Source organism: Rhizobacter sp. P2_H3 (assembly GCF_056403355.1).
The window spans coordinates 12,315-35,003 of record NZ_JBFUFQ010000005.1; the positions used below are offsets into that span (position 1 = coordinate 12,315).

Below are 22,689 nucleotides of genomic sequence, written 5' to 3' on the forward strand. Positions count from 1 at the left end.
CCACACTCCGTGTCTTGCGCCCGGGAGATGCCCATGAAAACCCACCCGCCCCTTGCGATCCTGACCTTGCTGGCCCTGCTGGCCGCCTGCTCCCGGCAGGAAGCGCCACCCTCGCCCGCCCCAGCCACTGCCCCCGTCGTCAGCGCCGCGAGCGCACCGCACGACGCCCCCGAGAAGCCCGGCATTGCCTGGCGCCAGGCCGCGAGCGACGCCGACGTTGATGCAGCCTTCGCCGACGCGAAGACCGCGAACAAGCCGGTCTTCGTCTACTGGGGTGCCAAGTGGTGCCCGCCGTGCAACCAGGTCAAGGCCACGCTGTTCAACCGGCAGGATTTCATCGAGCGCTCGCGCGCCTTCGTGCCGGTCTACATCGACGGCGACAGCCCCGGCGCGCAGAAGCTCGGCACCCGCTTCGCGGTGCGCGGCTATCCGACGATGGTGCTGTTCAACCCGGCCGGCGCCGAGGTGACGCGCCTGCCCGGCGAGGTCGATGCCGCCCAGTACACGCAGGTGCTGACGCTGGGCATCAGCGCGCAGCGGCCGGTGAAGGCGGTGCTGGCCGATGCGCGCGCCGGTGCCGCGGGCCTGTCGGCCAACGACTGGAAGCTGCTCGCGTTCTACTCGTGGGAGACCGACGAGCAGCAGGTGCTGCCGAAGGCGCAATCGGTGGCGGTGCTGCGCCAGCTCGCGCAAGGCTGCCCCGCCGACCAGCCGGAAACGGCACAGCGGCTGCTGCTGAAGGCCTTGACCGCTGGAGAGGCCGCCACGGTGAAGGCGACCCCGGCCGACCGCGAGCGCGTGCTCGCGCTGCTGGCCGATCCGGCGGCGGCCCGCGCGCAGATGGACGTGCTGACCGTCAGCGCCGCCGACCTGGTGCGCGTGCTGTCGGCCGCGAAGACGCCGCAGCGCACGCAGTTGCTGACCGCTTTCGACGGGGCGCTGAAGGGGCTGCAGGCCGACGCCACGTTGTCGCGTGCCGACCGGCTGACCGCGCTGATCGCGCGCGTCGACCTGGCCCGCATCGATGCCCCGAAGGACGCGACGCCGGCGATGCCCGAGGCGCTGCTGGCCGAGGTGCGTGAGCTGGCGGCGCGATCCGACCGCGAGATCACCGACGGCTACGAGCGCCAGGCCGTGATCACGAGCGCGGCCGACATGCTGGAGATGGCCGGGCTGCTGGACGAATCGGACGCGCTGCTGAAGGCCAACCTCGCGAAGAGCCATTCGCCGTACTACCTGATGCTGGGCCTCGCCGCCAACGCGAAGAAGCGCGGCGACAAGGTCGGCGCGCTGCACTGGTACGAGGAATCGTTCGACAAGAGCGAGGGCCCGGCGACCCGTCTGCAATGGGGCGCGCGCTACCTGGCGGCGCTGGTCGACCTGTCGCCGCAGGACGATGCGCGCATCGAGCGCGCGGCGCAGCAGCTCTTCAAGGAAGCGGAGCAGCCGGGCGCCTTCTACGAGCGCAGCGCCCGCTCGCTGCAACGCGCCGGCGACAAGCTGCTGGCCTGGCAGCGCGCGCCCGGCCACGGCCCGGCCTTCAAGCGGCTGCAGGCGCAACTCGACGGCGTGTGCAAGCAGCTGCCCGACGGTGACAGCCAGCGCGCGACCTGCGATGCGCTGCTGAAGCCGGCGCCGAAGAAGACGGCCTGAGCTACTTCTTCCGGCGCGCGCCGAGCTGCAGCTCGTAGCGCGCGTCCTTGTCGCGGTCGGCGAACTGCAGCGTGTCGCCCTGCCACGCATAGTCGGCACTGAACTCGTCGAGTTGCATGCTGCCCTGCTTCAGCACGACATCGAGCTGGCTGCTGTGCAGCTTCAGCTGGTAGACGATGTCGCTGAGCTGGACACGCACGCGCTGGCCGCTGCGCCAGTCGACCTGCGCCGGGCCGCAGGTGGGCGCGGTGTCCGACAGCGCGACGCACAGCTGCGCCTCGTAACGGCCGGGGGCCGGGGCGGCCTGCGCCCCCATCGCCACCACGGCAAACACCCCGGCGAAGGCGCTTCGAAGGTGGATCACGTCAAGCCTTCCGCCTGCAACGCATCCTTGACGGCGGGCCGTGCGCCAACCCGCGCCACGTATGCCGTCACGTTCGCCAGCCCGCCGATCTCGACGCCCACACGCGGCGCCCAGCGGCTCACGGTGTAGAGGTAGGCGTCGGCGATGCTGAAGTGCTCGCCCATCAAGTAGGCCTTGCCGCTCAGCTGCGCGTCGATCCACGCGAAGCGGCCCTGCACCTTGCTGCGCATCACCGCCTTCGCCTCTTCCGGCATCGCCGGGTTGAACAGCACGCCGAAGCCCTTGTGCAGCTCGCTGGTGATGAAGTTCAACCACTCCTGCACCCGGTAGCGCAGCATCGTGCCATTGGCCGGCACCAGGTTCTTGGTCGGCACCTGGTCGGCGAGGTACTGCAGGATGGCCGGGCCTTCGGTCAGCCGCTCGCCGGTGTCCAGCTCGAGCAGCGGCACATAGCCCTTCGGGCTGATCGTGTAGTAGTCGGTGCCGTCGGCGAGCTGGTGCGTCTTGGTGCTGGCCAGCACCGGTTCGAACGCGAGCCCGGCCTCGCGCAGCACGATGTGGGGCGACAGAGAGCAGGCGCCGGGGCTGTAGTAGAGCTTCATGGTGAGCCTTCGTCGGGAGTGGCGGACCCGGTATTACACAGCGGGCGGGCCAGCGACGCCATCGGGGCCGAGGAGGTGCCCGTGTCGGCTAATCTCCCGCCTTTGCACCGACCTGCCCTGGAGCCTGCATGCCGCGCCAAGTCCTTGAAGAATCCCGATTGCACCCGGCGATCCGCGAGAAGGTCGCGACGCTGAACGCGGACATCGTCCACAACGTGCAGGCGGCCGCCGCCTCGAACCCGGTGCTGGTGGTCGGCATGGCGCAGAACCCGCACTGCCGCGGCGTGCGCCGGGCGCTCGAAGCCGCCGGCGTCGCGCACCACTACCTGGAGTACGGCAGCTATTTCAGCCTGTGGCGGCGCCGCGCGGCGCTGAAGATGTGGACCGGCTGGCCGACCTTCCCGATGGTGTTCGTCAAGGGCACGCTGGTCGGCGGGCAGACCGACGTGCAGCGGCTGATCGACAGCGGCGAGTTGAAGCGGCTGCTGGGCGAATGACGCGCACGCTGCTTGCCGCGGCGCTGGTGGCCCTGCTCGCCGTTGCGGCGGCGCCGGCGCGCGCCGCAGACGAGGCGACGACACCGTGCCGCGTGGCCGGGCTGCGCAACGAGGTGCGCTGCGGCCAGGTGCGGCGGCCGCTCGACCCGGCCCGGCCGGCCGGGCCGCAGATCGACGTGCACTACGTCGTCGTGCCGGCGATGGCCCGCCGCAAGCTGCCCGACCCGGTGTTCCTGCTGGCCGGCGGGCCGGGCCAGAGCGCGATCTCGCTGGCCGGCAGCGTGATGCCGCTGTTCCAGCGCCTGAACAACCGGCGCGACATCGTGTTCGTCGACCAGCGCGGCACCGGACGCTCGGCACCGCTCGCGTGCGAGGATGAGGCGAAGGCCGGCGAGGCGGCGCTCGCCGACGAGGCCGACCCGGCGCGGCAGTTCGCCCGCATGGCCACATGCCGCGACCGGCTCGCCACGCGTGCCCCGCTCGCCGCGCCGGCCGACCTCGGCTTCTTCACGACCACGCTCGCGATGCAGGACCTCGATGCCGTGCGCACGCAGCTGGGCGCCCCGCGCATCAATCTGCTCGGCGCGTCGTACGGCACGCGCGCCGCGCTGGAGTACCAGCGGCAGTTTCCGGACCGGCTGCGGCGCAGCGTGCTCGACGGCGTCGCGCCGGCCGACATGGTGCTGCCGGTCAGCTTCTCGACCGACGGCCAGCAGGCCTTCGACGCACTGCTCGCCGCCTGCGAGGCCGAGGCGGAGTGCACGCGCGCGCATCCGACGCTGCGTGCCGACTGGAAGGCACTGCTCGCCGGCCTGCCGCGCGAGGTCAGCGCGGCCCACCCGCTCACCGGCCGCATCGAGCGCTTCACACTGACGCGCGAGATGGTGCTGGGCGCGGTGCGCGGCACGCTGTATGCGCCATGGATCGCCGCCGCGCTGCCGACGGCGCTGCACGAGGCGGCGCAGGGTCGTGTCGACGGCCTGGTCGGGCTGGGCGGACTGCTGGGGGCGCGCAAGGGCATGGGCCTCGCGATGGGCATGCATTTCAGCGTGGTCTGCGCGGAGGATGTGCCGCGGATGGCGCAGGCCACCGACCCGCCCGGCGCCGACTTCGGCCGCACGCTGGGTGCGCTGTACGAGCGCGTCTGCGCCAGCTGGCCGCGCGGTGCGGTGCCCGAGGCGTTCTACCGCCTGGCGGCCAGCGCGACGCCGGTGCTGCTGCTCAGCGGCGGGCTCGACCCGATCACCCCGCCGCGCCATGCGGACCGCGTCGCGCGCGCGCTGGGCGCGCAGGCACGCTCGGTGGTGGTGCCGAATGCCGGCCACGGCGTGATGGGCGTCGGCTGCGCGCGCGACCTGATACAGCGCTTCATCGACGCGGCCGACAATGCCGCGGCACTCGCGCTCGACACGAGCTGCCTGGTCGCGGTGCCGCGCCCGCCGGCCTTCGTCCCCTTGCAGACCGGAGCGACGCCATGATCCACATCGACCACGTCGCGAAGCGCTTCACGGCCGCGCGCGGGCGCAGCGTGCAGGCCGTCGCCGACGTGCACCTGCACGCGCCCGACGGCTGCATCACCGGCCTGCTCGGGCCGAACGGCGCCGGCAAGACGACGACGCTGCGCATGCTGGCCGGGCTGATCACGCCGGACGCCGGCCGGCTGGCCGTCGACGGGCTGGACGTCGCGACGCAGCCGCGGGCGGCGCTGGCGCGCATGGGCGTGCTGGCCGACGCGCGCGGGCTCTCGCCACGGCTCAGCGCGCGCGAGAACATCGTCTACTACGGTCGGCTGCAGGGGCTCTCGCGCGACGCCGCCCAGGCGCGCGCCGAGGCACTGGCCGAATCGCTGGACCTGAAGCCGCTGCTGGAGCGCCGCACCGACGGCTTCAGCCAGGGAGAACGCATGAAGACCGCGCTGGCGCGCGCGCTGGTGCACGACCCCGCGAACATCGTGCTGGACGAGCCGACCAACGGTCTGGACGTGCTCGCCACGCGCGCACTGCGCGAGGTGCTGCGCCACCTGCGCAGCCCGGCCGGCGGCGGCAAGTGCATCGTGTTCTCGACGCACATCATGCAAGAGGTGGAACGGCTGTGCGACAGCGTCTCGGTGGTGTCGCACGGGCGCACCGTCGCCAGCGRCACGGTGGGCGAGCTGCTCGCGCAGACCGGCGAGCGGGACTTCGAGGAGGCATTCGTGAAGCTCGCTTTCGCTGACGAGCTCGCACAGGCGGAGCACGCGGCATGAGCGGTTTGTCGTTGTTGCTGATCGTGCTGCGCAAGGAGCTGGCCGATGCGCTGCGCGACCGCCGCACGCTGATCGTCGTGCTGATCTCGAGCGTGCTGCTCGGGCCGCTGGTGCTGGTCGCGCTGTCGAGCCTGATCGCGACGCTGGAGGCGCAGGCCGAGAAGCGCGAGGTGGTCGTGTCGGGCATCGAGCATGCGCCGGCGCTGCGCAACTTCATCGAGCGGCAGAGCTATGTCGTGACGCCGGCGCCAGCCGACTACGAAGCGAAGCTGCGCGCGCAGAAGCTCGGCGATCCGGTGCTGGTGGTCCCGCCCGGCTTCGAGGCCGCGCTGCTGCGCGGCGAGCAGCCGGCGCTTGCGATCGTCTCCGACACCGGCAACAAGGCGGCCGAGGCCGGTGCCGGGCGCGTGCAGCGGCTGCTCGCGGCCTATGCCCGCGAGCGCGGCGCGCTGAGCCTGGCGCTGCGCGGCGTCTCACCCCAGCTGCTGGAGCCGATGCAGGTCGAGGAGCGCGATCTCGCGAGCGCGCAGGGCCGCGCCGCGCAGCTCACCGGCATGCTGCCGTTCTTCGTGATCATGGCGGTGGTCTACGGCGCGCTGAACGCCGCGCTTGACACGACTGCCGGCGAGCGCGAGCGGGGGTCGCTGGAGCCCCTGCTGGCCAACCCGGCACCGCGCTGGGCGCTGGTCGGCGGCAAATGGGGCGCGGTGTTCGCGCTCGCGATGCTGATCGCAGTGCTGTGCTGCCTGAGCTTCCTGCCGGCGCAGTGGCTGCTGCGCAGCGACACGCTGCAGGCGATGTTCCAGTTCGGCTGGGTCGAGGCGATGCTGTTCATCGCGCTGCTGCTGCCGCTGGCGGCGGCCTTGTCGGCACTGCTGATGGCGGTGGCGATCCGCTGCAAGACCTTCAAGGAGGCCCAGGCGAACAGCACGGTGGTGGTGCTCGCGGCCTCGCTGCTGCCGCTGATGACGCTCTTCAACCAGACTGGCGAAGCCTGGTGGCACGCCTGGGTGCCGGGACTCGCGCAGTTCACGCTGATGACGCGCGTGCTGAAGGGCGAGGCGCTGGCGATGCAGCCGGTGGCGGTCTCGCTGGCGGTCTGCACGGTGCTGACGGTGGTGAGCGTCGTCTTCGTGGCGAAGCACCTGCGCGCTGCCGCCGTTCGATAGCATGCGGGGATGAGCACTTCACCTCTTTCCCTCGACGCGCTGCAATGGCGCTTCTGCCGCTTCGACGAACTCTCGCTGCGCGAGCTGCACGACATCTACATGACGCGCCAGCAGGTCTTCTCGGTCGAGCAGAACTGCGCCTACCTCGATGTCGACGGCCATGACGAGGCGGCGTGGCACCTCGCCGCGTGGCTGCCTGCGCAGCGCCAGCCGTTCGCGTATGCCCGAGTGCTGCCGCCCGGCGCGAAGTACGTGGAGCCGTCGATCGGCCGCGTGATCACCAGCGAGGCCGCGCGCGGCCTGGGTCTCGGCCGCGAGCTGGTGCGGCGCGCGATCGCGCATGCGCACGAGGTGCTGCCGGGGCACGGAATCCGCATCTCGGCGCAGTCGCGGCTGGAGGCCTTCTATGCGGGCTTCGGGTTCGTGGTGGTCGGCGAGCGCTACCTCGAAGACGGCATCCCGCACACCGAGATGGTGCTCGCCGCAGGCTGAATCGATGGTGCGGCCCGCAGGCCGCGTGTCAGGCCGCGCGGTCCAGCGCCCGCTGCACCTCGTTCTGCCACGGCAGCGTGTGCACGATCTCGTTGAGCCGCATCGCCACTTCCATGCCGCTCAGCTTCTCGCCACCGGCACCGAGCAACTGCAGGTTCGTGATCAGGCCGAGCGGGTCGGCCATCGCGACGATCCCCTGCTCGAGTTGCACCCAGTCCCACGCCACGCCGGCCGCGCCTTCGGAGAGCGGCCCGCCCCACAGCGTCTGGCCGGTGCTCGGCCCGGCATCGTCACCAGGATTCAACACGCGTGTGCCCAAATGCACGAAGTGAAGATCGGGGGTACTGTCCGCCTGCCACTTGACGGGCGGCCAGGCGTAGATGGTCCATGCAGGCGTCATAGCGGTTGATCGTGTTGATCCCTGAGTTTTGTGATTGGCCAATAATGTGGTCAAGTCACGGTCGCGCCTAGCTGTAAACCTTGCCAGCTGTAATCTCTGTCAGCTGTAAGACCTGTCAGGGTCGCTTGAGGTAGTGAGGCCGGAGCAAACGGTTGCGAGGTGAGAGGACCATGCTGCAAGGTGGGTACATGTCGGTGCTGCAAGCTGGAACCCGCGAGGAGTTCCAGGGCGAGATCGTTCGCTTTGCACAGCAACTCGGCTTCGAGAAAGTCAGCGCCATCACGGTCATCGACCATTTCCTGGGCGACCCGGAATTCATCGCCGTCGACAATGCGCCGTCGGCGTACCGGGATTCGTTCGAGGAGGTGGGCAATGGCCGCACCGACCCGGTGATGCAGCATTGCAAGCGACAGAGTGTTCCCATCATCTGGGATCAGAAGACGTACACCTCGGTGGGCCAGGGCGAGAAGTGGGAGCAGCAAGCCCGCTTCGGCTATTCGCACGGCATCGGGCTGACGCTGCATCTGCCTGACGGCAAACACTTCATGTTCGGTGTCGAGCGGGATCAGCCGCTGCCGACGGACCGCCAGGAGCTGACGCGCATCGTCGCCGACCTGCAGCTGTTCACCGTGCACGCCTACGAGACCGCATCACGCATCCTCATCCCCACGGCCCAGGAGCCAGGGACGTCGCCACTCACGCCACGTGAAGTCGAAACCTTGCGCTGGACGATGGATGGCAAGACCGCATGGGAAGTCGGCAACATCCTCGGTATCAGTGAGCGAACTGCTGTACTGCATGTGAACAATGCAATGCACAAGCTTGGCTGCGTCAACAAGCATCAGGCCGTCTTGAAGGCCTTGCGCATGGGTCTGATTCGTTGAGTTTTGCACTGCCTGAACTTGGCGTGCAGCGATACCTGTAAGAGCTGACAGTTACCGCAAACGAGGGGGGCTGCTGCAATAGAGCCAGTGCACGAGTTGGCGTGCACGCAGCAAGCCAGGAGCTCCTCATGCAACAAGCAATCGCACTGATCCCCTCGACGCAATCGAACGACAACGCTCGTTTCGAAAACGAATCGAAGATCGTTCGCAATGAGCCCGTCGTTCTCGACAGCAAGTTGCTGCGTTTGATCAGCGGCGGCACCGACCAGCCGAACAAGACTTGGTGAGATTCCTGGACGCAAGTCCAGTCGTGTGTGTGTGACCGTAGTAAAAGTTGATCGAGCAGTGGTCGGGCGCTCCAAATTCCCGGGATCACTGCAACGAACTCAGCGGAGGAAGTAGTAAATCGAAGAGGAACCCGTGAGCGGCTGTCACCGCAGCGAGGTTCCCTCGAAGAGACAGGGGTGTCCCTGATCTCGTCAATGTCAGTCGTGCCAAGCCAGGTCTGTTGCGCTTTGAATTGTCGAAGTGACAACAGGCTTGGCCCGGCCGCCTCGGTCCCGAGGCCGGCCCTTCAAACCCCCACCAGATTCCGCGACGCAGCCATCGCAGTGGTATAGACCACCACCTGGTTCCGTCCATCGCGCTTCGCGGCGTAGCACGCCATGTCGGCGGCCTTGAGCACCGCCGCCGCATTCGCGAAGCTGGCGTCGACCTGCACGAGCCCGATGCTCGCGCCGACGCCGAGGCTGCGGCCTTCCCACTCCAGGCGATAGCCGTTGATCGCGGCCCTCAGGCTGTCTGCAATGGCCAGCGCGCGCTTGACCGGACAGTGCGGCAGCAACACCGCGAACTCGTCGCCGCCGAGGCGCGCCACCGTGTCCGACGGGCGCACCCGCTCCTGCAATTGCGATGCGACGTCACGCAGCAACGCGTCTCCCGCCGCATGCCCCGCCGTGTCGTTGACGGCCTTGAAGCGATCCAGGTCGATGAACAGTGCGCAGAACGGCTGCTCGCCGGCGCGCTGGGTCGCCTCTTCGAGGACCTGGTCGAATTGCACCCTGTTGGCCAGGCGCGTCATCGCGTCATGGGTGGCCGACCAGGACAGGCGCGCGTTGCGCTCATGCGCCTCGGTCACGTCCTCGATGATCCAGATGATGCCGGCGCGGCGGTCGCTGCCGGGCAGCAGGTTGCCGCGGATGTGCGCCCGGAACGTGCTGCCGTCGCGCCGCGCGAGCGGGCTCTCCGCCTCGTAGGCACCATCGGCGTCGAGCGCATCGCGCGACTGCTGGCTCAGCTGCTGGTGCTGCAGCTCGCTCGTGAAGATCAGCCGCGTGTCATGCCCGAGCAACTCGGCCTTGTCGCGTCCGAACAGCTCGCAGAAGTGCCGGCTCACCAGCTCGAAGCGCCCTTCGCGCGTGAGCGCGATGCCGGCATGCGCCGCATCGAGAACCGCCTGCAGCTGCACCAGCAGCCGGTGCGTCTCACGACCCCGCAGCACCCGCTGTTCGACGACGTGCTGGAACGCGCGCGACAGCGCCCCGATCTCCCCTTCACCGCGCGGCCAGTCGCCGCGGATGGCCGCCTCGTCATCGAGCAGGCTCATCGCCCTCGCATGCAGCTGGGAGATGGGCCGCGTGATGAACCAGGCCAGCAAGCCCGCGAGCAGCGCCGCCGCGAGCCCCACGATCGCGCCGACGCGCCACGCCGTGTCGCGTGCCGCGGCGAGCGACTGCATCGCGTCCGCCTCCGGTGTGACGTGAATCAGCATCCATTCCGCAGCGGGCACCCCGGCCAGCGCGACCAGGTAGCCATGGCCCAGCGAGGCCGCCCCCTCCACGTGGATCGTGCTGCCGTCGAGGGTCCAGCGCTCGAACTCCGCACTCAGCCCGACCTCGTCGCGCGCATGGCCCATGATCCGCTTCGGATCGGCATGCGCGAGGATCTGCCCGCTGCGATCGATGACGAGATCGCGCGAGTTGTCGCGGCCGGACGAGTCGCGCAGGAATGACAGCAGCCCTGTCTTGTCCAGGCGCAGCGCGCCACCGACGACGGCCGTGACCTGGCCATCGACCTGCCGCACCGGCACGGCGAAGATCAGGACGGCCGCATGGCTGATCGCGCTGACCAGCGGCCGTGAGACCACCGGCAGCTTCTCGCGCATCGCGCGCCGGAAGTATTCGCGGTCGGCCAGGTTCGGAAACTGGGTGCCCGGCACGCCCTTCTCGAGGCGCACCAGCAGATCCCCGTTCGGGGCCAGGATGAAAACGGAATCGAACAGCAGCCCCGCCGACGGCTTGTCGACCAGGAACTGCGTCAATGCCGGCCGGTCGCGCAGCATCTCGGGCCGCACCTGGCTCGCGACGCCCTGCAGCGCCGTCTGCAGCAGTTCGAGCTTGCTCGACAGCAGGTTGGCCGTGCGCTCGACGTCATTGGCGCTTTGCAGCAGCAGTTGCTGCCGCGAGCGGCTCTGCGTGGTCGACAGGACGAAGTGCGTCGTGACGGCCGTGGCGGCAACCGCAGTGACCACGCCGGCGGCAACGATCTTGAATTTGACCGAGGACGCAACCCGACGCAGCAGCTGACGAAACATCAAGACCATGGACAGCGGATCCAACCCACGGTGTCGGCGGCAACCCAGCGCCGCCCGACAAACCGTGCCCGCGGATGCTCCCACGCACCCCCAGGCGGCAAAACGCCGGGAAGCGGGTCGATCGCGGTGCAGTTCCGCCCTTGCCGGATCAGTCCGGCTTGATGCGCGCCCGCGTGATCACCGGCTTCCAGCGCGCCTGCTCCTGGGCGATGAACTGCGCGAACTGCGCCGGGGTGTTGCCGATCGCCTCGGCCGCATCGCCCTCCAGGCGCTCCTTGGCGGCCTGCGAACGTATCGCCTTCGCCGCCTCCACCGCGAGGCGGTCCGCATACGTTTGCGCGAGGCTGGATGGGGCCATCAACCCATACCACTGCGTCATCTCGAAGTTCGGAAACCCTTGCTCGGCCACGGTCGGCACGTCGGGCAGTTGCGCGAGGCGCTGCTTCGAGCCTGTCGCCAGGCAGCGCAGCTTGCCGGCCTTGATGAACTGCAGGATGGCCGGCGCGCCGACCGAGGCCGCATCGAGCCGCCCCGCCAGCAGGTCCGTCAGCTGGGGTCCGGTGCCGCGATAGGGAACATGGACGATGAACAGGTTGGCGACGGCCTTCAGGTACTCCATCGCCAGGTGCCCTGCACTGCCGTTGCCGGCCGAGCCGAAGTTCATTTGTCCCGGCTTGCTGCGCACCAGCGCGATGAACTCCTTCAGGGTCTTCGCCGGGACGTCCGGGTGAACGACGTAGAGGCTCGGCACCTTGGCCAGCAAGGTGATCGGGCGGAAATCCTTGACTGGGTCGTACGGCAGCTTGTCGTACATGAACGGGTTCACGGCGAGCGTACCGATGTGCCCCAGGATCAGCGTGTGCTGGTCGTCGGCGTGTGCCACGTCGGCCATCGCGATGTTGCCGCTGCCGCCCGGCTTGTTCTCGACGTAGACGGTCTGGCCAAGGCCTTTGCTCAGTTCGACAGCCGTTGAACGAGCCACGATCTCCGAGCTGCCGCCCGGTGCGAACGGCACGACGAAGCGGATCGACCTGGTCGGCCAGGCCGCGCCCTGCCCCCAGCCGATCGTGGGAAGGGAGCCTGCCGCCGCAGCGGCCAGCCAGTCGCGGCGGGTGATGGATGGGAATCGCATGTCGATGGCTCCGCGCAGTAGGGATGAACGAGTCTAGAGAGCCTCGGCGGCCGGGGCATTGGGGGTAGCCGCAGCGTCAAGGCGACGCGGGGCGGGTCTGGTGTTCAAGCTGGGTCAACCAGTGGATTGCGTGGATGGCATCCGCGCCGCACATCTCGGTGCTGGGCTGCAGCGAGCCGCAGACGGCCGGCCGCTCGGGGTGCCCGAAGATCCTGCAGCGCAGATCCGCGTCGAGCTGCACGCAGGGCACGCCCGCCGGCTTGCCATTCGGCATCCCGGGAATCGGCGTGCTGATCGACGGCGCGATGCAACACGCCCCACACGTCGGTCGGCACTTCAAACCCATGCTCATCGGTTGTTCCACGTGAAACCAAGGTGACGGAAAGCCGCCCCCCGCCTAAAATCCGACCTTCGCCGGCGTCCCTCACGCCCTGCGTTTGCAGCAGCCGACATTGCTGCCGTGACCCCAACCGGAGCCCCCATGTTGTTCCCCCATGATTTCGACGTGATTGTCGTCGGCGGCGGCCATGCCGGCACCGAGGCCGCGCTCGCCGCCGCACGCATGGGTTGCAGCACCTTGCTGCTGACGCACAACATCGAGACGCTGGGCCAGATGAGCTGCAACCCGTCGATCGGCGGCATCGGCAAGGGGCACCTGGTCAAGGAGGTCGATGCGCTCGGTGGTGCGATGGCGACCGCAACCGACGAAGCCGGCATCCAGTTCCGCATCCTCAATGGCTCGAAGGGCCCTGCGGTTCGCGCGACCCGCGCGCAGGCGGATCGCATCCTCTACAAGGCGGCCATTCGCCACCGGCTGGAGAACCAGCCGAACCTGACGCTGTTCCAGCAGGCGGTCGATGACCTGATCGTCGAGGGCGATCGCGTGGTCGGCGCTGTCACCCAGGTGGGCATCCGCTTCCGCGCCCGGGCCGTCGTGCTGACCGCCGGCACGTTCCTGGACGGGCGCATCCATGTCGGCCTGCAGAACCATGCGGGCGGCCGCGCCGGAGATCCGCCGGCAGTCTCGCTGTCGGCCCGGTTGAAAGAGCTGAAGTTGCCGCAGGGGCGCTTGAAGACCGGCACGCCGCCGCGGCTGGACGGCCGCTCGATCGATTTCTCGAAGCTGACCGAGCAGCCCGGCGACCTCGATCCGGTGCCGGTGTTCAGCTTCATGGGCCATGCCTCGCAGCATCCGCAGCAGTTGCCCTGCTGGATCACGCACACCAACGAGCGCACGCACGAGATCATCCGCAGCGGCTTTGACCGCAGCCCGATGTTCACCGGCGTCATCGAGGGCGTGGGGCCGCGCTACTGCCCGAGCATCGAAGACAAGGTCAACCGCTTCGCCGACAAGGACTCGCATCAGATCTTCCTGGAGCCCGAAGGCCTCACGACCCACGAGTTCTACCCGAACGGCATCAGTACCAGCCTGCCCTTCGACATCCAGCTCGCCGCGGTGCGCTCGATGCAAGGGCTGGAGAACGCGCACATCCTTCGGCCGGGCTATGCGATCGAGTACGACTACTTCGACCCGCGCGGCCTGAAGGCCAGCTTCGAGACCAAGGCCATCGGCGGCCTGTTCTTCGCGGGCCAGATCAACGGGACGACCGGCTACGAAGAAGCGGCGGCCCAGGGGCTGTTCGCCGGCATCAACGCCGCCCGCCAGGTGCGAGGGCAGGACGCCTGGACGCCTCGCCGCGACCAGGCCTACCTCGGCGTGCTGGTCGACGACCTGATCACGAAGGGCGTCACCGAGCCCTACCGCATGTTCACCAGCCGCGCCGAATTCCGGCTGCAGCTGCGCGAGGACAACGCCGACCTCCGGCTCACCGAGGCTGGCCGGGACATGGGCCTGGTGGACGACGCGCGCTGGGATGCGTTCAATCGCAAGCGCGATGCTGTTTCACGTGAAACCGAGCGCTTGCGCTCGACCTGGGTGCACCCCAACCTGCTGCCGGCCGCGGATGCCGAGCGGCTGCTGGGCAAAGCCATCGAGCACGAATACAGCCTGGCCGACCTGCTGCGTCGGCCCGGGGTGGATTTCGATGCAGTCGCTGCCGTCGCTTCCATCGCGAAGCCGGAGGCCGGTGTTTCGCGCCCGGCCCTTCATGCCGAACTGGGCCAGACGCTCGCCGACACCGTGATCGAGCAGGCCGAGATCAGCATCAAGTACGCCGGCTACATCACCAAGCAGAACGATGAAGTCGAGCGGGCCGCCCACTTCGAGAGCCTGCGCCTGCCGGCCGAGCTCGACTACGCCCAGGTCACCGCGCTCAGTTTCGAGGCGCGCCAGAAGCTAGCGAAGCACCGGCCGGAGACCCTGGGACAGGCCTCGCGCATTTCAGGCATCACCCCGGCCGCGATCTCGCTGCTGCTGATCCACCTGAAGAAGGGTCGCTTCAAGGAGTTCATGGCCGCCGACCGCGCCGGCAACGACAGCACGCCGACCGATGCAGCCGCCTGAGGCCGATACCCTCGCCCGCGGATTGGACCGGCTCGGGCTCACGCTCGACGCCGACCAGCAAGCTCGGCTGCTGGCCTACCAGGCGTTGATCGCAAAGTGGAACCGGGTCTACAACCTGACGGCCGTCCGCGACCCGTCCGAGATGCTGACGCACCACCTGCTCGACAGCCTGTCGGTCGTCGGGCCGCTGCGCCGGCATGCCGCCGGGCGACCGTTGCGGGTGCTCGATGTCGGAAGCGGCGCCGGTCTCCCGGGTGTCGTGCTCGCCATCGCCGAGCCGTCGTGGCGCATCACCTGCGTCGACACCGTTGGCAAGAAGGCCAGCTTCATCCAGCAGGCTGCCGCCGAACTGGGTTTGCGGCAGCTGCGTTCCGAGCACGCACGGGTCGAGGCGATGCCACCCGCCCAAGCCGACGTGATCACCTCCCGTGCCTTTGCCTCGCTGAGCGACTTCACCCGGCTGACTGAAAAGCACCTTGCCCCGGGCGGCATCTGGATGGCGATGAAGGGCAAGGCACCGACCGCCGAAATCGCCGAGCTGCCGGCCACCCTCGATGTGTTTCACGTGGAACCATTGACCGTTCCCGACCTGGATGCCGAGCGCTGCCTGGTCTGGATCCGCCCGAAGGCTGCCGAATGAGCGCGCTCGGCATCTCCGACTACGGCTCGTTCTGTCTGGCCATCGTGCTGTTCCTCGCCCTGCCCGGTCCGGGCACGCTGGCCTTGCTGACCTCGACCGCCAAAGGCGGATTCCGTGCCGGTGCGGCCGCCACACTCGGTGTGATCGCTGGCGACCAGGTGCTGCTGTGGTTGGCCGTCGGCGGCGTCGCGGCCTTGCTCGCCTCACACCCCACAGCATTTCGGTGGGTGCAGTACGGCGGCGCAGCCTACCTGGCCTGGATCGGCCTGCGGCTGCTGCTGGCCCGGCCCGGCGACGCCTCGCCCATCCGCATCGAGCCGCGCGACTACGCACGCCAGGCTTTCCTGATCACCTTGCTGAACCCGAAGGCCATCGTGTTCTACATGGCCTTCTTCCCGCTTTTCATCGACCCTGCCACCCAGCGCGGCGCGGTCACTTTTGCCGCGATGGCCGCGACGATCGCACTGATCACCCTCGCCTACTGCCTGGCGCTGTGCGCCTTCGCGCAGTCGGTGTCGAACAAAGTTCGCCGGCACCGCCGATGGGCCGCGTGGTTGCAGAAGGCGGCTGGTATCTTCCTGATCGGCTTCGGCATCCGCCTCGGCAGCAACTGATCCCTCTTCCAGCAGCGCCCTCCTCCATGACCCGCATCTTCTGCATCGCGAACCAAAAAGGCGGCGTCGGCAAGACGACGACCACCGTCAACCTGGCCGCCGGCCTGGCGCAGATCGGCCAGCGCGTGCTCGTCGTCGACCTGGACCCGCAGGGCAATGCGACGATGGGGTCGGGCATCGACAAGCGCGCGCTGTCGCTGAGCGTCTACGACGTGCTGCTGGAGTCGGCCACGATCGCCGAGGCCCGCCAGCGCAGTGACAAGGTCGGCTACGACGTGCTGGGCGCGAACCGTGAGCTCGCCGGCGCCGAGGTCGAGTTGGTCAAGCTGGAGCGGCGCGACAAGCGCCTGAAGACCGCGCTCGAGGCGGTCTCGACCGACTACGACTTCGTGCTGATCGACTGCCCGCCGTCGCTGAGCCTGCTGACCTTGAACGGCCTGTGCAGCGCCCATGGCGTGGTCGTGCCGATGCAGTGCGAGTACTTCGCGCTCGAAGGCCTGTCGGACCTGGTCAACACCATCAAGCAGGTGCACGCCAACCTGAACCCCGAGCTGCAGCTGATCGGCCTGCTGCGGGTGATGTTCGATCCGCGCATCACGCTGCAGCAACAGGTCAGCGATCAGCTGAAGACGCACTTCGGCGACAAGGTGTTCAACACCGTGATCCCGCGCAACGTGCGCCTGGCCGAAGCGCCCAGCTACGGCCTGCCCGGCGTGGTGTTCGACCCCGCCTCGCGGGGCGCGCAGGCTTTCGTCGAATTCGCGGCCGAGATGGTCGCGCGGGCCCGCGAGGCCGTGCCGGCCTGACGCCCGTCCCGTCGACTCAGAGCCCCAGCCCTTCGTCCAGCCCGAGGTGCACGTTCATCGTCTGCACCGCCGCACCGCTGGCGCCCTTGCCGAGGTTGTCCAGCCGCGACATCAGCAGCACCTGGCTCTCGTTCGCGAACACGAACAGGTCGACGCGGTTGCTGTCGTTGCAGGCCTGCACGTCGAAGAAGCCGTCCTCGAGCGTCGCCGCATCGCGCAGCGGCATCACGCGGATGAAGCGCTCGCCGTCGTAGCGCTTCGTCAGCGCCGCATGCAGCGACTCCGGGCTCGCACTCGCCGACAGGCTTGCCAAGTGCAAGGGCACACTCACCGCCAAGCCCTTGTAGAACCTGCCAACGATCGGCATGAATACCGGCTTCGTCGTGAGCCCGGTGTGGGCCATCATCTCGGGAATGTGCTTGTGCGCGAGCGTCAAGCCGTAGGGCCGCGGCGCATCGAGGCGCGCATCACCGCCCGCCTCGTACTGCTCGATCATCTTCTTGCCGCCACCGGAGTAGCCGGTGATCGACGTGGCGCTGACGCCGAGCGGCGCCGGCACGAGCCCGGCATCCACCAGCGGACGCATCAGCAGGATGAAGGCGCTGGCATGGCAACCGGGGTTCGCGAGGCGCTTGCTGCCGCGGATCTTCGCGCGCTGGTCGGCAGCCAGTTCGGGCAGGCCGAACACCCAGCCCGGCACCGTGCGGTGGGCCGTGCTGGCGTCGATCAGGCAGGTGTTCGGGTTCGTCACCAGGGCCGCGGCCTCGCGCGACGCCGCATCGGGCAGGCACAGGAAGGCCACGTCGGCGGCATTCAGCAGGCGGGCGCGTTCGGCGGCATCCTTGCGCCGGTCGGCATCGATGCGCAACACTTCGACGTCGCTGCGCGCCGCCAGGTACTCGTTGATGCGCAGACCGGTCGTGCCTTCCTGGCCGTCGACAAACACGCGATGCTTCATTGAATCGTCCACCCGCCTGAAAAAGAACTCGGACCGCGAGGATAAGCCACCTGCATGACAAACGCTGATCCGCAAGCCCTGCACGACGTGCGGGTGCTCCTGCTCCCCGGCTGGGAGAACTCCGACCCCGGTCACTGGCAAAGCCTCTGGGAACGTGAACACGGCGACCTCCGCGTCGAGCAGGCCGACTGGCTGTGGCCGAAACGCGGCGACTGGATGGCCCGCCTCGAAGAGGTGCTGCTGCAGGACGAGCGGCCCGCGCTGCTGGCGGCGCACAGCCTCGGCTGCCAGTTGGTCGCCGCATGGGCCTCGCACTCGCGGCACACGGCCCGCGTGCGCGGCGCGCTGCTGGTCGCGCCGCCCGACATCGAGCGCCCCGACATGCCGCCCCAGCTGACGCCCTGGCGCCCGATCGCCCGCCAGGCCCTGCCGTTCGCGAGCATCGCGGTCGTCAGCAGCGACGACCCGTTCTGCGCCGCCGAACGCGCCGCGCAGATGACCCGCGCCTGGGGCAGCCGGCAAATCGACATCGGCCCACGCGGCCACATCGACAGCCAGTCCGGGCTCGGCGCCTGGCCCGAGGGACGCGTGCTGCTGCAATCGCTTCGATCGCCCGCGGCCCGCGCCGGGTGATCAGGGAAAATGCCCGGATGGCAACCAAGAAACCCAAAGGCCTCGGTCTCGGCCTCGAAGCACTGCTCGGCCCCACGGTCAGCGACTCCCCTGTTCCGGCCGACGACGGCACGCCGCGCACGCTGAAGCTGACCCAGCTGCAGCCCGGCAAGTACCAGCCGCGCACGCGCATGGACGAGGGCTCGCTGTACGAGCTCGCCGAGAGCATCAAGGCGCAGGGCATCATGCAGCCGGTGCTGGTGCGCCCGGTGGGCCCGAACCGCTACGAGATCATCGCCGGCGAACGCCGCACGCGGGCCGCGAAGCTGGCCGGCCTCGACGAGGTGCCGGTGCTGGTGCGCGAGGTGCCCGACGAGTCGGCCGCCGCGATGGCGCTGATCGAGAACATCCAGCGCGAAGACCTGAACCCGCTCGAAGAGGCGCACGGCATCGCGCGGCTCGTCAACGAGTTCCACCTGACGCATGAGCAGGCGGCCCAGGCCGTCGGCCGCTCGCGCAGCGCCGCGAGCAACCTGCTGCGCCTCTTGAACCTCGCCGAACCGGTGCAGCAGATGCTGATGGCCGGCGACCTCGACATGGGCCACGCCCGCGCGCTGCTGCCGCTCGATGGGGCGCACCAGATCCTCGGCGCGGGCGAGATCGTCGCGAAGAAGCTCAGCGTGCGCGAGGCCGAGAAGCTCGTGACCCGGCTCGGCTCGTCGCGCCAGCAGCCGCTGCTGCGCGTGCCGAAAGAGAAGCCGCGCGACATCGCACGCATCGAGGAAGAGCTCTCCGATGCGTTGACGGCACAGGTCGAGATCCGCGTCAAGAAGCGCACCAAGCGGGGCGAACAAGGCGAAGTCGCCATTGCCTTCGGCTCGCTGGAGGAGTTGAATGGACTCCTCGACAAGCTCGGACTCACCAGCACCTGACATGCCGATCGACAACCGCCGGACCGCACATCGTTGCGCAGATCCGTCCGCAGAATCCCTGAGCCCCGCATCAGGAACTTCCCCGGCCTCCAACGGCTCATTGCATGCATCATCCACTCAGGTGGGTGACACGCTGCAACAGACAGGGGCACACTATTTGCTGTACACCTTCACATCACCGAAGCGTTGAACAGCGGGCTTATTTCTCCACATCTCCACGCACACGACACCCCGAAATGACGCAAGCTTGAATCACGAGATCAGCTGACCGCACAGGAAAGCTCTGATGGAGCCCTCAACCGGGACTTCATCAGAACTTCCCCAGACGGCAGCGAAGGTGGCCCCTTCGCTGTCGCCCACCCGATGTCTCAGGAGGTCAGCATGGACGTGATCAGCCATTTCGCCGCACGCTTCGAGCGCACGCGTGAGGAGGAACTCTCGCTGGAAGAGTACCTCGCCGAATGCAAGCGCAACCCCGTGGCCTACGCCACCGCTGCCGAGCGCATGCTCAAGGCGATCGGGGATCCACAGACCATCGACACGCGCAACGATCCGCGGCTGTCCCGTCTGTTCGCCAACAAGGTCATCAAGATCTACCCCGCCTTCGCCGAGTTCTACGGCATGGAAGACTCCATCGAGCAGGTGGTGTCGTATTTCCGGCATGCCGCGCAGGGGCTGGAGGAAAAGAAGCAGATCCTCTACCTGCTCGGCCCGGTGGGCGGCGGCAAGTCGTCGATCGCCGAGCGGCTGAAGGCGCTGATGCAGGAGGTGCCGTTCTACGCGATCAAGGGCTCGCCGGTGAACGAGTCGCCGCTCGGCCTGTTCGACGCGATCGAGGACGGCCCCATCCTCGAGAAGGAATACGGCATCCCGCGCCGCTACCTGCAGCGCATCCTGTCGCCGTGGGCCGTCAAGCGCCTGGATGAATTCGGCGGCGACATCCGCAAGTTCCGCATCGTCAAGCGCTTCCCGTCGGTGCTGAAGCAGGTCGGCATCGCAAAGACCGAACCGGGCGACGAGAACAACCAGGACATCTCGTCGCTGGTCGGCAAGGTCGACATCCGCAAGCTCGAGACCTATGCGCAGGACGACCCCGATGCGTACAGCTACTCCGGCGGGCTGTGCCTGGCCAACCAGGGCCTGCTCGAGTTCGTCGAGATGTTCAAGGCGCCGATCAAGGTGCTGCACCCGCTGCTGACGGCCACGCAGGAAGGCAACTACAAGGGCACCGAAGGGTTCGGTGCGATCCCGTTCGACGGCATCGTGCTCGCGCACAGCAACGAGAGCGAGTGGAAGGCGTTCCGCAACAACAAGAACAACGAGGCCTTCCTCGACCGCATCTACATCGTCAAGGTGCCGTACTGCCTGCGCGTCAGCGAAGAGGTCAAGATCTACGAGAAGCTGCTGCGCGGCTCGTCGCTCGCGCAGGCCACCTGCGCGCCGGGCACGCTGAAGATGATGTCGCAGTTCGCGATCCTCACGCGCCTGAAAGAGCCCGAGAACAGCAGCCTCTACTCGAAGATGCTGGTGTACGACGGCGAGAACCTGAAGGACACCGACCCGCGCGCGAAGAGCTTCCAGGAGTACCGCGACTACGCCGGCGTCGACGAGGGCATGAGCGGCATCTCGACGCGCTTCGCGTTCAAGATCCTGTCGAAGGTCTTCAACTTCGACAGCACCGAGGTCGCCGCGAACCCGGTGCACCTGATGTACGTGCTCGAGCAGCAGATCGAGCGCGAGCAGTTCGCGGCCGAGGTCGAGCAGAAGTACCTCGCGTTCATCAAGGAGCACCTGGCGGTGCGTTATGCCGAGTTCATCGGCAAGGAGATCCAGACCGCCTACCTCGAGAGCTACAGCGAGTACGGCCAGAACATCTTCGACCGCTACGTCACGTATGCCGACTACTGGATCCAGGACCACGAGTACCGCGACACCGACACCGGCGAGGTGTTCGACCGCGGCTCGCTGAACGCCGAGCTCGAGAAGATCGAGAAGCCGGCCGGCATCGCGAACCCGAAGGATTTCCGCAACGAGATCGTCAACTTCGTGCTGCGTGCACGCGCCAACAACGCCGGCAACAACCCGGTCTGGACGAGCTACGAGAAGCTGCGCACGGTGATCGAGAAGAAGATGTTCTCGAACACCGAGGAGCTGCTGCCGGTGATCAGCTTCAACGCGAAGGCGAGCGCCGACGAGGCGAAGAAGCACGAGGACTTCGTCACGCGGATGGTCGCCAAGGGCTACACGTCGAAGCAGGTGCGCCTGCTCTGCGAGTGGTACCTGCGCGTGCGTAAGAGTTCCTGACCCGCCGACCGACGATCGACGACGAAAGGCCCTCATGCTCCAGCAGATTATCGACAGACGGCTGGCGGGCAAGAACAAGTCCATCGGCAACCGCGAGCGCTTCCTGCGCCGCCACAAGGACCAGATCCGCGAGGCGGTCAAGCGCGCGGTCGATGGGCGGGGCATCCGCGACATCGCGCAGGGCGAGGACATCCACATCCCGAAGCGCGACATCGCCGAGCCGGTGTTCGGCCACGGCCAGGGCGGCAAGCGCGAGATGGTGCATCCGGGCAACCAGGACTACGTGCGCGGCGACCGCATCGAGCGGCCGAAGGGCGGCGGGGGCGGCGGCGGCGGGGGGCAGGCGAGCGATTCCGGCGAGGGGGACGACGATTTCGTCTTCCACCTCAGCAAGGAAGAGTTCATGCAGGTCTTCTTCGACGACCTGGCGCTGCCCAACCTCGCGCGCACGACGCTCGCCGACACGCCCGAGTTCAAGACCCACCGTGCCGGCTACAGCAGCGACGGCACGCCGAACAACCTGCATGTGGTGCGCTCGATGCGCGGCGCGATCGGCCGGCGCATCGCGCTCGGCGCCGAATCGCGGCACGAGCTGAGCGAGCTCGAAGACCAGCTGGTGCAGCTCAAGCGCCACCCGCACCCGAACCCGTTCGCGCACGAGATCCCGCCGCTCGAGCTGAAGATCGAGGCGCTGCGTGCACGCCTGAAGCGCATCCCCTACCTCGACCCGATCGACCTGCGCTACCGCAGCCGCGTGCGCGTGCCGGTGCCCACCTCGAAGGCGGTGATGTTCTGCCTGATGGACGTGTCCGGCTCGATGGACGAGGCGCGCAAGGATCTCGCGAAGCGCTTCTTCATCCTGCTGTACCTGTTCCTGACGCGCCACTACGAGAAGATCGACATCGTCTTCATCCGCCACCACACGCAGGCGCAGGAGGTCGACGAGCAGAACTTCTTCCACTCCACCGAAACCGGCGGCACCGTGGTGTCGAGCGCGCTGGTGCTGATGGAGGAGATCGCCCGGGCCCGCTACCCGACCAGCGAATGGAACATCTACGGCGCGCAGGCGAGCGACGGCGACAACTGGCACCACGACAGCGGCCGCTGCCGCGAGCTGCTGGCCAACAACATCCTTCCGCTGTGCCGCTACTTCGCCTACGTGCAGGTGGCCGAGGAAGAGCAGAACCTGTGGGACGAGTACTCGGCGCTGGCCGCCGACACGAAGGCCTTCGCGATCCGCAAGGTGACCGAGGCCTCGCAGATCTACCCGGTGTTCCGCGAGCTGTTCAAGAAGGAGGGTGCACCGACATGAACCTCCACGCCACTCC

At 68.2% G+C, this 22,689-nt stretch carries 23 protein-coding genes; 16 read left to right on the forward strand and 7 right to left on the reverse strand.

Annotation, left to right across the window (positions count from 1 at the left end):
• The first annotated feature begins 33 nt into the window (after nt 1–33).
• Nucleotides 34–1,653: a thioredoxin family protein gene (locus AC1D1T_RS01750; RefSeq protein ID WP_477824438.1), complete on the forward strand. Its 1,620-nt coding sequence runs from the start codon at nt 34–36 to the stop codon at nt 1,651–1,653.
• 1 nt (nt 1,654) lies between these two features.
• Here AC1D1T_RS01750 and AC1D1T_RS01755 read toward each other — a convergent pair whose 3' ends face one another.
• Nucleotides 1,655–2,017, reverse strand: coding sequence for a hypothetical protein (locus AC1D1T_RS01755; protein ID WP_477824439.1), 363 nt, complete (start codon nt 2,015–2,017; stop codon nt 1,655–1,657).
• A complete protein-coding gene (gstA, locus tag AC1D1T_RS01760; protein ID WP_477824440.1) occupies nt 2,014–2,619 on the reverse strand; it encodes a glutathione transferase GstA in 606 nt (201 codons plus the stop codon). The genes AC1D1T_RS01755 and gstA overlap by 4 nt, the downstream gene beginning before the upstream one ends.
• A 128-nt stretch (nt 2,620–2,747) precedes the next feature.
• On the opposite strand from gstA, the gene AC1D1T_RS01765 reads away from it, so the two are divergent.
• Genes AC1D1T_RS01765 through AC1D1T_RS01785 form a run of 5 tightly spaced genes read left to right on the forward strand, consistent with a single transcriptional unit; the run spans nt 2,748 to nt 7,022 of the window.
• Entirely contained in the window at nt 2,748–3,116 is a 369-nt protein-coding gene (locus tag AC1D1T_RS01765) for a glutaredoxin domain-containing protein (protein ID WP_047503641.1), read from the forward strand.
• Nucleotides 3,113–4,594 carry an alpha/beta hydrolase gene (locus AC1D1T_RS01770; RefSeq protein ID WP_477991284.1) on the forward strand — a complete coding sequence of 494 codons (1,482 nt, stop codon included), beginning with the start codon at nt 3,113–3,115 and terminating at the stop codon, nt 4,592–4,594. The genes AC1D1T_RS01765 and AC1D1T_RS01770 overlap by 4 nt, the downstream gene beginning before the upstream one ends.
• Nucleotides 4,591–5,361, forward strand: a complete 771-nt coding sequence (locus AC1D1T_RS01775; RefSeq protein WP_477991286.1) for an ABC transporter ATP-binding protein — start codon at nt 4,591–4,593, stop codon at nt 5,359–5,361. The genes AC1D1T_RS01770 and AC1D1T_RS01775 overlap by 4 nt, the downstream gene beginning before the upstream one ends.
• Nucleotides 5,358–6,530 carry an ABC transporter permease gene (locus AC1D1T_RS01780; protein WP_477824443.1) on the forward strand — a complete coding sequence of 391 codons (1,173 nt, stop codon included), beginning with the start codon at nt 5,358–5,360 and terminating at the stop codon, nt 6,528–6,530. Before AC1D1T_RS01775 ends, AC1D1T_RS01780 begins: the two co-directional genes overlap by 4 nt.
• Before the next feature lie 9 nt (nt 6,531–6,539).
• A complete protein-coding gene (locus AC1D1T_RS01785) occupies nt 6,540–7,022 on the forward strand; it encodes a GNAT family N-acetyltransferase (protein ID WP_047503650.1) in 483 nt (160 codons plus the stop codon).
• 28 nt (nt 7,023–7,050) lie between these two features.
• On the opposite strand, the gene AC1D1T_RS01790 is transcribed toward AC1D1T_RS01785, so the two are convergent.
• Nucleotides 7,051–7,422: a DUF4902 domain-containing protein gene (locus AC1D1T_RS01790; RefSeq protein ID WP_047593816.1), complete on the reverse strand. Its 372-nt coding sequence runs from the start codon at nt 7,420–7,422 to the stop codon at nt 7,051–7,053.
• 188 nt (nt 7,423–7,610) lie between these two features.
• Between AC1D1T_RS01790 and AC1D1T_RS01795 the strand changes: the two genes are divergently transcribed.
• A complete protein-coding gene (locus AC1D1T_RS01795; protein ID WP_047503655.1) occupies nt 7,611–8,306 on the forward strand; it encodes a helix-turn-helix transcriptional regulator in 696 nt (231 codons plus the stop codon).
• 128 nt (nt 8,307–8,434) lie between these two features.
• Nucleotides 8,435–8,593 (forward strand): hypothetical protein, encoded by a 159-nt coding sequence (locus AC1D1T_RS01800; protein WP_156154782.1) that lies wholly within the window; start codon nt 8,435–8,437, stop codon nt 8,591–8,593.
• 287 nt (nt 8,594–8,880) lie between these two features.
• On the opposite strand, the gene AC1D1T_RS01805 is transcribed toward AC1D1T_RS01800, so the two are convergent.
• From AC1D1T_RS01805 to AC1D1T_RS01815, 3 genes are all read right to left on the reverse strand, one after another.
• Nucleotides 8,881–10,836: a diguanylate cyclase domain-containing protein gene (locus tag AC1D1T_RS01805; protein WP_477824445.1), complete on the reverse strand. Its 1,956-nt coding sequence runs from the start codon at nt 10,834–10,836 to the stop codon at nt 8,881–8,883.
• 211 nt (nt 10,837–11,047) lie between these two features.
• Entirely contained in the window at nt 11,048–12,031 is a 984-nt protein-coding gene (locus AC1D1T_RS01810) for a Bug family tripartite tricarboxylate transporter substrate binding protein (RefSeq protein WP_047503661.1), read from the reverse strand.
• A 76-nt stretch (nt 12,032–12,107) separates the two neighbouring features.
• Entirely contained in the window at nt 12,108–12,383 is a 276-nt protein-coding gene (locus AC1D1T_RS01815; RefSeq protein ID WP_477824479.1) for a YkgJ family cysteine cluster protein, read from the reverse strand.
• Between the two features lie 129 nt (nt 12,384–12,512).
• Between AC1D1T_RS01815 and mnmG the strand changes: the two genes are divergently transcribed.
• From mnmG to AC1D1T_RS01835, 4 genes are read left to right on the forward strand one after another with little or no spacing between them, the layout of a single operon-like run.
• Nucleotides 12,513–14,495 (forward strand): tRNA uridine-5-carboxymethylaminomethyl(34) synthesis enzyme MnmG, encoded by a 1,983-nt coding sequence (gene mnmG, locus AC1D1T_RS01820; protein ID WP_477991289.1) that lies wholly within the window; start codon nt 12,513–12,515, stop codon nt 14,493–14,495.
• Nucleotides 14,482–15,135, forward strand: coding sequence for a 16S rRNA (guanine(527)-N(7))-methyltransferase RsmG (gene rsmG, locus AC1D1T_RS01825; RefSeq protein ID WP_477824447.1), 654 nt, complete (start codon nt 14,482–14,484; stop codon nt 15,133–15,135). Before mnmG ends, rsmG begins: the two co-directional genes overlap by 14 nt.
• Complete coding sequence (locus AC1D1T_RS01830; RefSeq protein WP_477824448.1) at nt 15,132–15,749, forward strand: LysE family transporter; 618 nt, start codon at nt 15,132–15,134, stop codon at nt 15,747–15,749. Before rsmG ends, AC1D1T_RS01830 begins: the two co-directional genes overlap by 4 nt.
• A 26-nt stretch (nt 15,750–15,775) precedes the next feature.
• Nucleotides 15,776–16,555 (forward strand): ParA family protein, encoded by a 780-nt coding sequence (locus tag AC1D1T_RS01835; protein ID WP_477824449.1) that lies wholly within the window; start codon nt 15,776–15,778, stop codon nt 16,553–16,555.
• A 16-nt stretch (nt 16,556–16,571) separates the two neighbouring features.
• Here the strand turns inward: AC1D1T_RS01835 and argC are convergent, their stop codons facing one another.
• Nucleotides 16,572–17,513, reverse strand: coding sequence for an N-acetyl-gamma-glutamyl-phosphate reductase (gene argC / locus AC1D1T_RS01840; protein WP_477824450.1), 942 nt, complete (start codon nt 17,511–17,513; stop codon nt 16,572–16,574).
• A 54-nt stretch (nt 17,514–17,567) separates the two neighbouring features.
• Here argC and AC1D1T_RS01845 point away from each other — a divergent pair, with 54 nt between their 5' ends.
• The 4 genes from AC1D1T_RS01845 (at nt 17,568) to AC1D1T_RS01860 (ending at nt 22,673) form a co-directional block, all read left to right on the forward strand.
• A complete protein-coding gene (locus tag AC1D1T_RS01845) occupies nt 17,568–18,146 on the forward strand; it encodes an RBBP9/YdeN family alpha/beta hydrolase (RefSeq protein ID WP_477824451.1) in 579 nt (192 codons plus the stop codon).
• 17 nt (nt 18,147–18,163) lie between these two features.
• The gene (locus tag AC1D1T_RS01850) at nt 18,164–19,057 is read left to right on the forward strand and encodes a ParB/RepB/Spo0J family partition protein (RefSeq protein ID WP_477824452.1); all 894 of its coding nucleotides are present in this window, start codon (nt 18,164–18,166) and stop codon (nt 19,055–19,057) included.
• A gap of 381 nt (nt 19,058–19,438) precedes the next feature.
• The gene (locus AC1D1T_RS01855) at nt 19,439–21,361 is read left to right on the forward strand and encodes a PrkA family serine protein kinase (protein ID WP_047503681.1); all 1,923 of its coding nucleotides are present in this window, start codon (nt 19,439–19,441) and stop codon (nt 21,359–21,361) included.
• A gap of 34 nt (nt 21,362–21,395) precedes the next feature.
• A complete protein-coding gene (locus AC1D1T_RS01860; protein ID WP_047503684.1) occupies nt 21,396–22,673 on the forward strand; it encodes a YeaH/YhbH family protein in 1,278 nt (425 codons plus the stop codon).
• Nucleotides 22,674–22,689: the final 16 nt, after the last annotated feature.

Coding starts and splice junctions, on each gene's coding strand:
- AC1D1T_RS01750 (WP_477824438.1), top strand. CDS start 34: ATGAAAACCCACCCGCCCCTTGCGATCCTGACCTTGCTGGCCCTGCTG.
- gstA (WP_477824440.1), bottom strand. CDS start 2,619: ATGAAGCTCTACTACAGCCCCGGCGCCTGCTCTCTGTCGCCCCACATC.
- AC1D1T_RS01765 (WP_047503641.1), top strand. CDS start 2,748: ATGCCGCGCCAAGTCCTTGAAGAATCCCGATTGCACCCGGCGATCCGC.
- AC1D1T_RS01770 (WP_477991284.1), top strand. CDS start 3,113: ATGACGCGCACGCTGCTTGCCGCGGCGCTGGTGGCCCTGCTCGCCGTT.
- AC1D1T_RS01780 (WP_477824443.1), top strand. CDS start 5,358: ATGAGCGGTTTGTCGTTGTTGCTGATCGTGCTGCGCAAGGAGCTGGCC.
- AC1D1T_RS01785 (WP_047503650.1), top strand. CDS start 6,540: ATGAGCACTTCACCTCTTTCCCTCGACGCGCTGCAATGGCGCTTCTGC.
- AC1D1T_RS01790 (WP_047593816.1), bottom strand. CDS start 7,422: ATGACGCCTGCATGGACCATCTACGCCTGGCCGCCCGTCAAGTGGCAG.
- AC1D1T_RS01795 (WP_047503655.1), top strand. CDS start 7,611: ATGTCGGTGCTGCAAGCTGGAACCCGCGAGGAGTTCCAGGGCGAGATC.
- AC1D1T_RS01800 (WP_156154782.1), top strand. CDS start 8,435: ATGCAACAAGCAATCGCACTGATCCCCTCGACGCAATCGAACGACAAC.
- AC1D1T_RS01810 (WP_047503661.1), bottom strand. CDS start 12,031: ATGCGATTCCCATCCATCACCCGCCGCGACTGGCTGGCCGCTGCGGCG.
- AC1D1T_RS01815 (WP_477824479.1), bottom strand. CDS start 12,383: ATGAGCATGGGTTTGAAGTGCCGACCGACGTGTGGGGCGTGTTGCATC.
- mnmG (WP_477991289.1), top strand. CDS start 12,513: ATGTTGTTCCCCCATGATTTCGACGTGATTGTCGTCGGCGGCGGCCAT.
- rsmG (WP_477824447.1), top strand. CDS start 14,482: ATGCAGCCGCCTGAGGCCGATACCCTCGCCCGCGGATTGGACCGGCTC.
- AC1D1T_RS01830 (WP_477824448.1), top strand. CDS start 15,132: ATGAGCGCGCTCGGCATCTCCGACTACGGCTCGTTCTGTCTGGCCATC.
- AC1D1T_RS01835 (WP_477824449.1), top strand. CDS start 15,776: ATGACCCGCATCTTCTGCATCGCGAACCAAAAAGGCGGCGTCGGCAAG.
- argC (WP_477824450.1), bottom strand. CDS start 17,513: ATGAAGCATCGCGTGTTTGTCGACGGCCAGGAAGGCACGACCGGTCTG.
- AC1D1T_RS01845 (WP_477824451.1), top strand. CDS start 17,568: ATGACAAACGCTGATCCGCAAGCCCTGCACGACGTGCGGGTGCTCCTG.
- AC1D1T_RS01850 (WP_477824452.1), top strand. CDS start 18,164: ATGGCAACCAAGAAACCCAAAGGCCTCGGTCTCGGCCTCGAAGCACTG.
- AC1D1T_RS01855 (WP_047503681.1), top strand. CDS start 19,439: ATGGACGTGATCAGCCATTTCGCCGCACGCTTCGAGCGCACGCGTGAG.
- AC1D1T_RS01860 (WP_047503684.1), top strand. CDS start 21,396: ATGCTCCAGCAGATTATCGACAGACGGCTGGCGGGCAAGAACAAGTCC.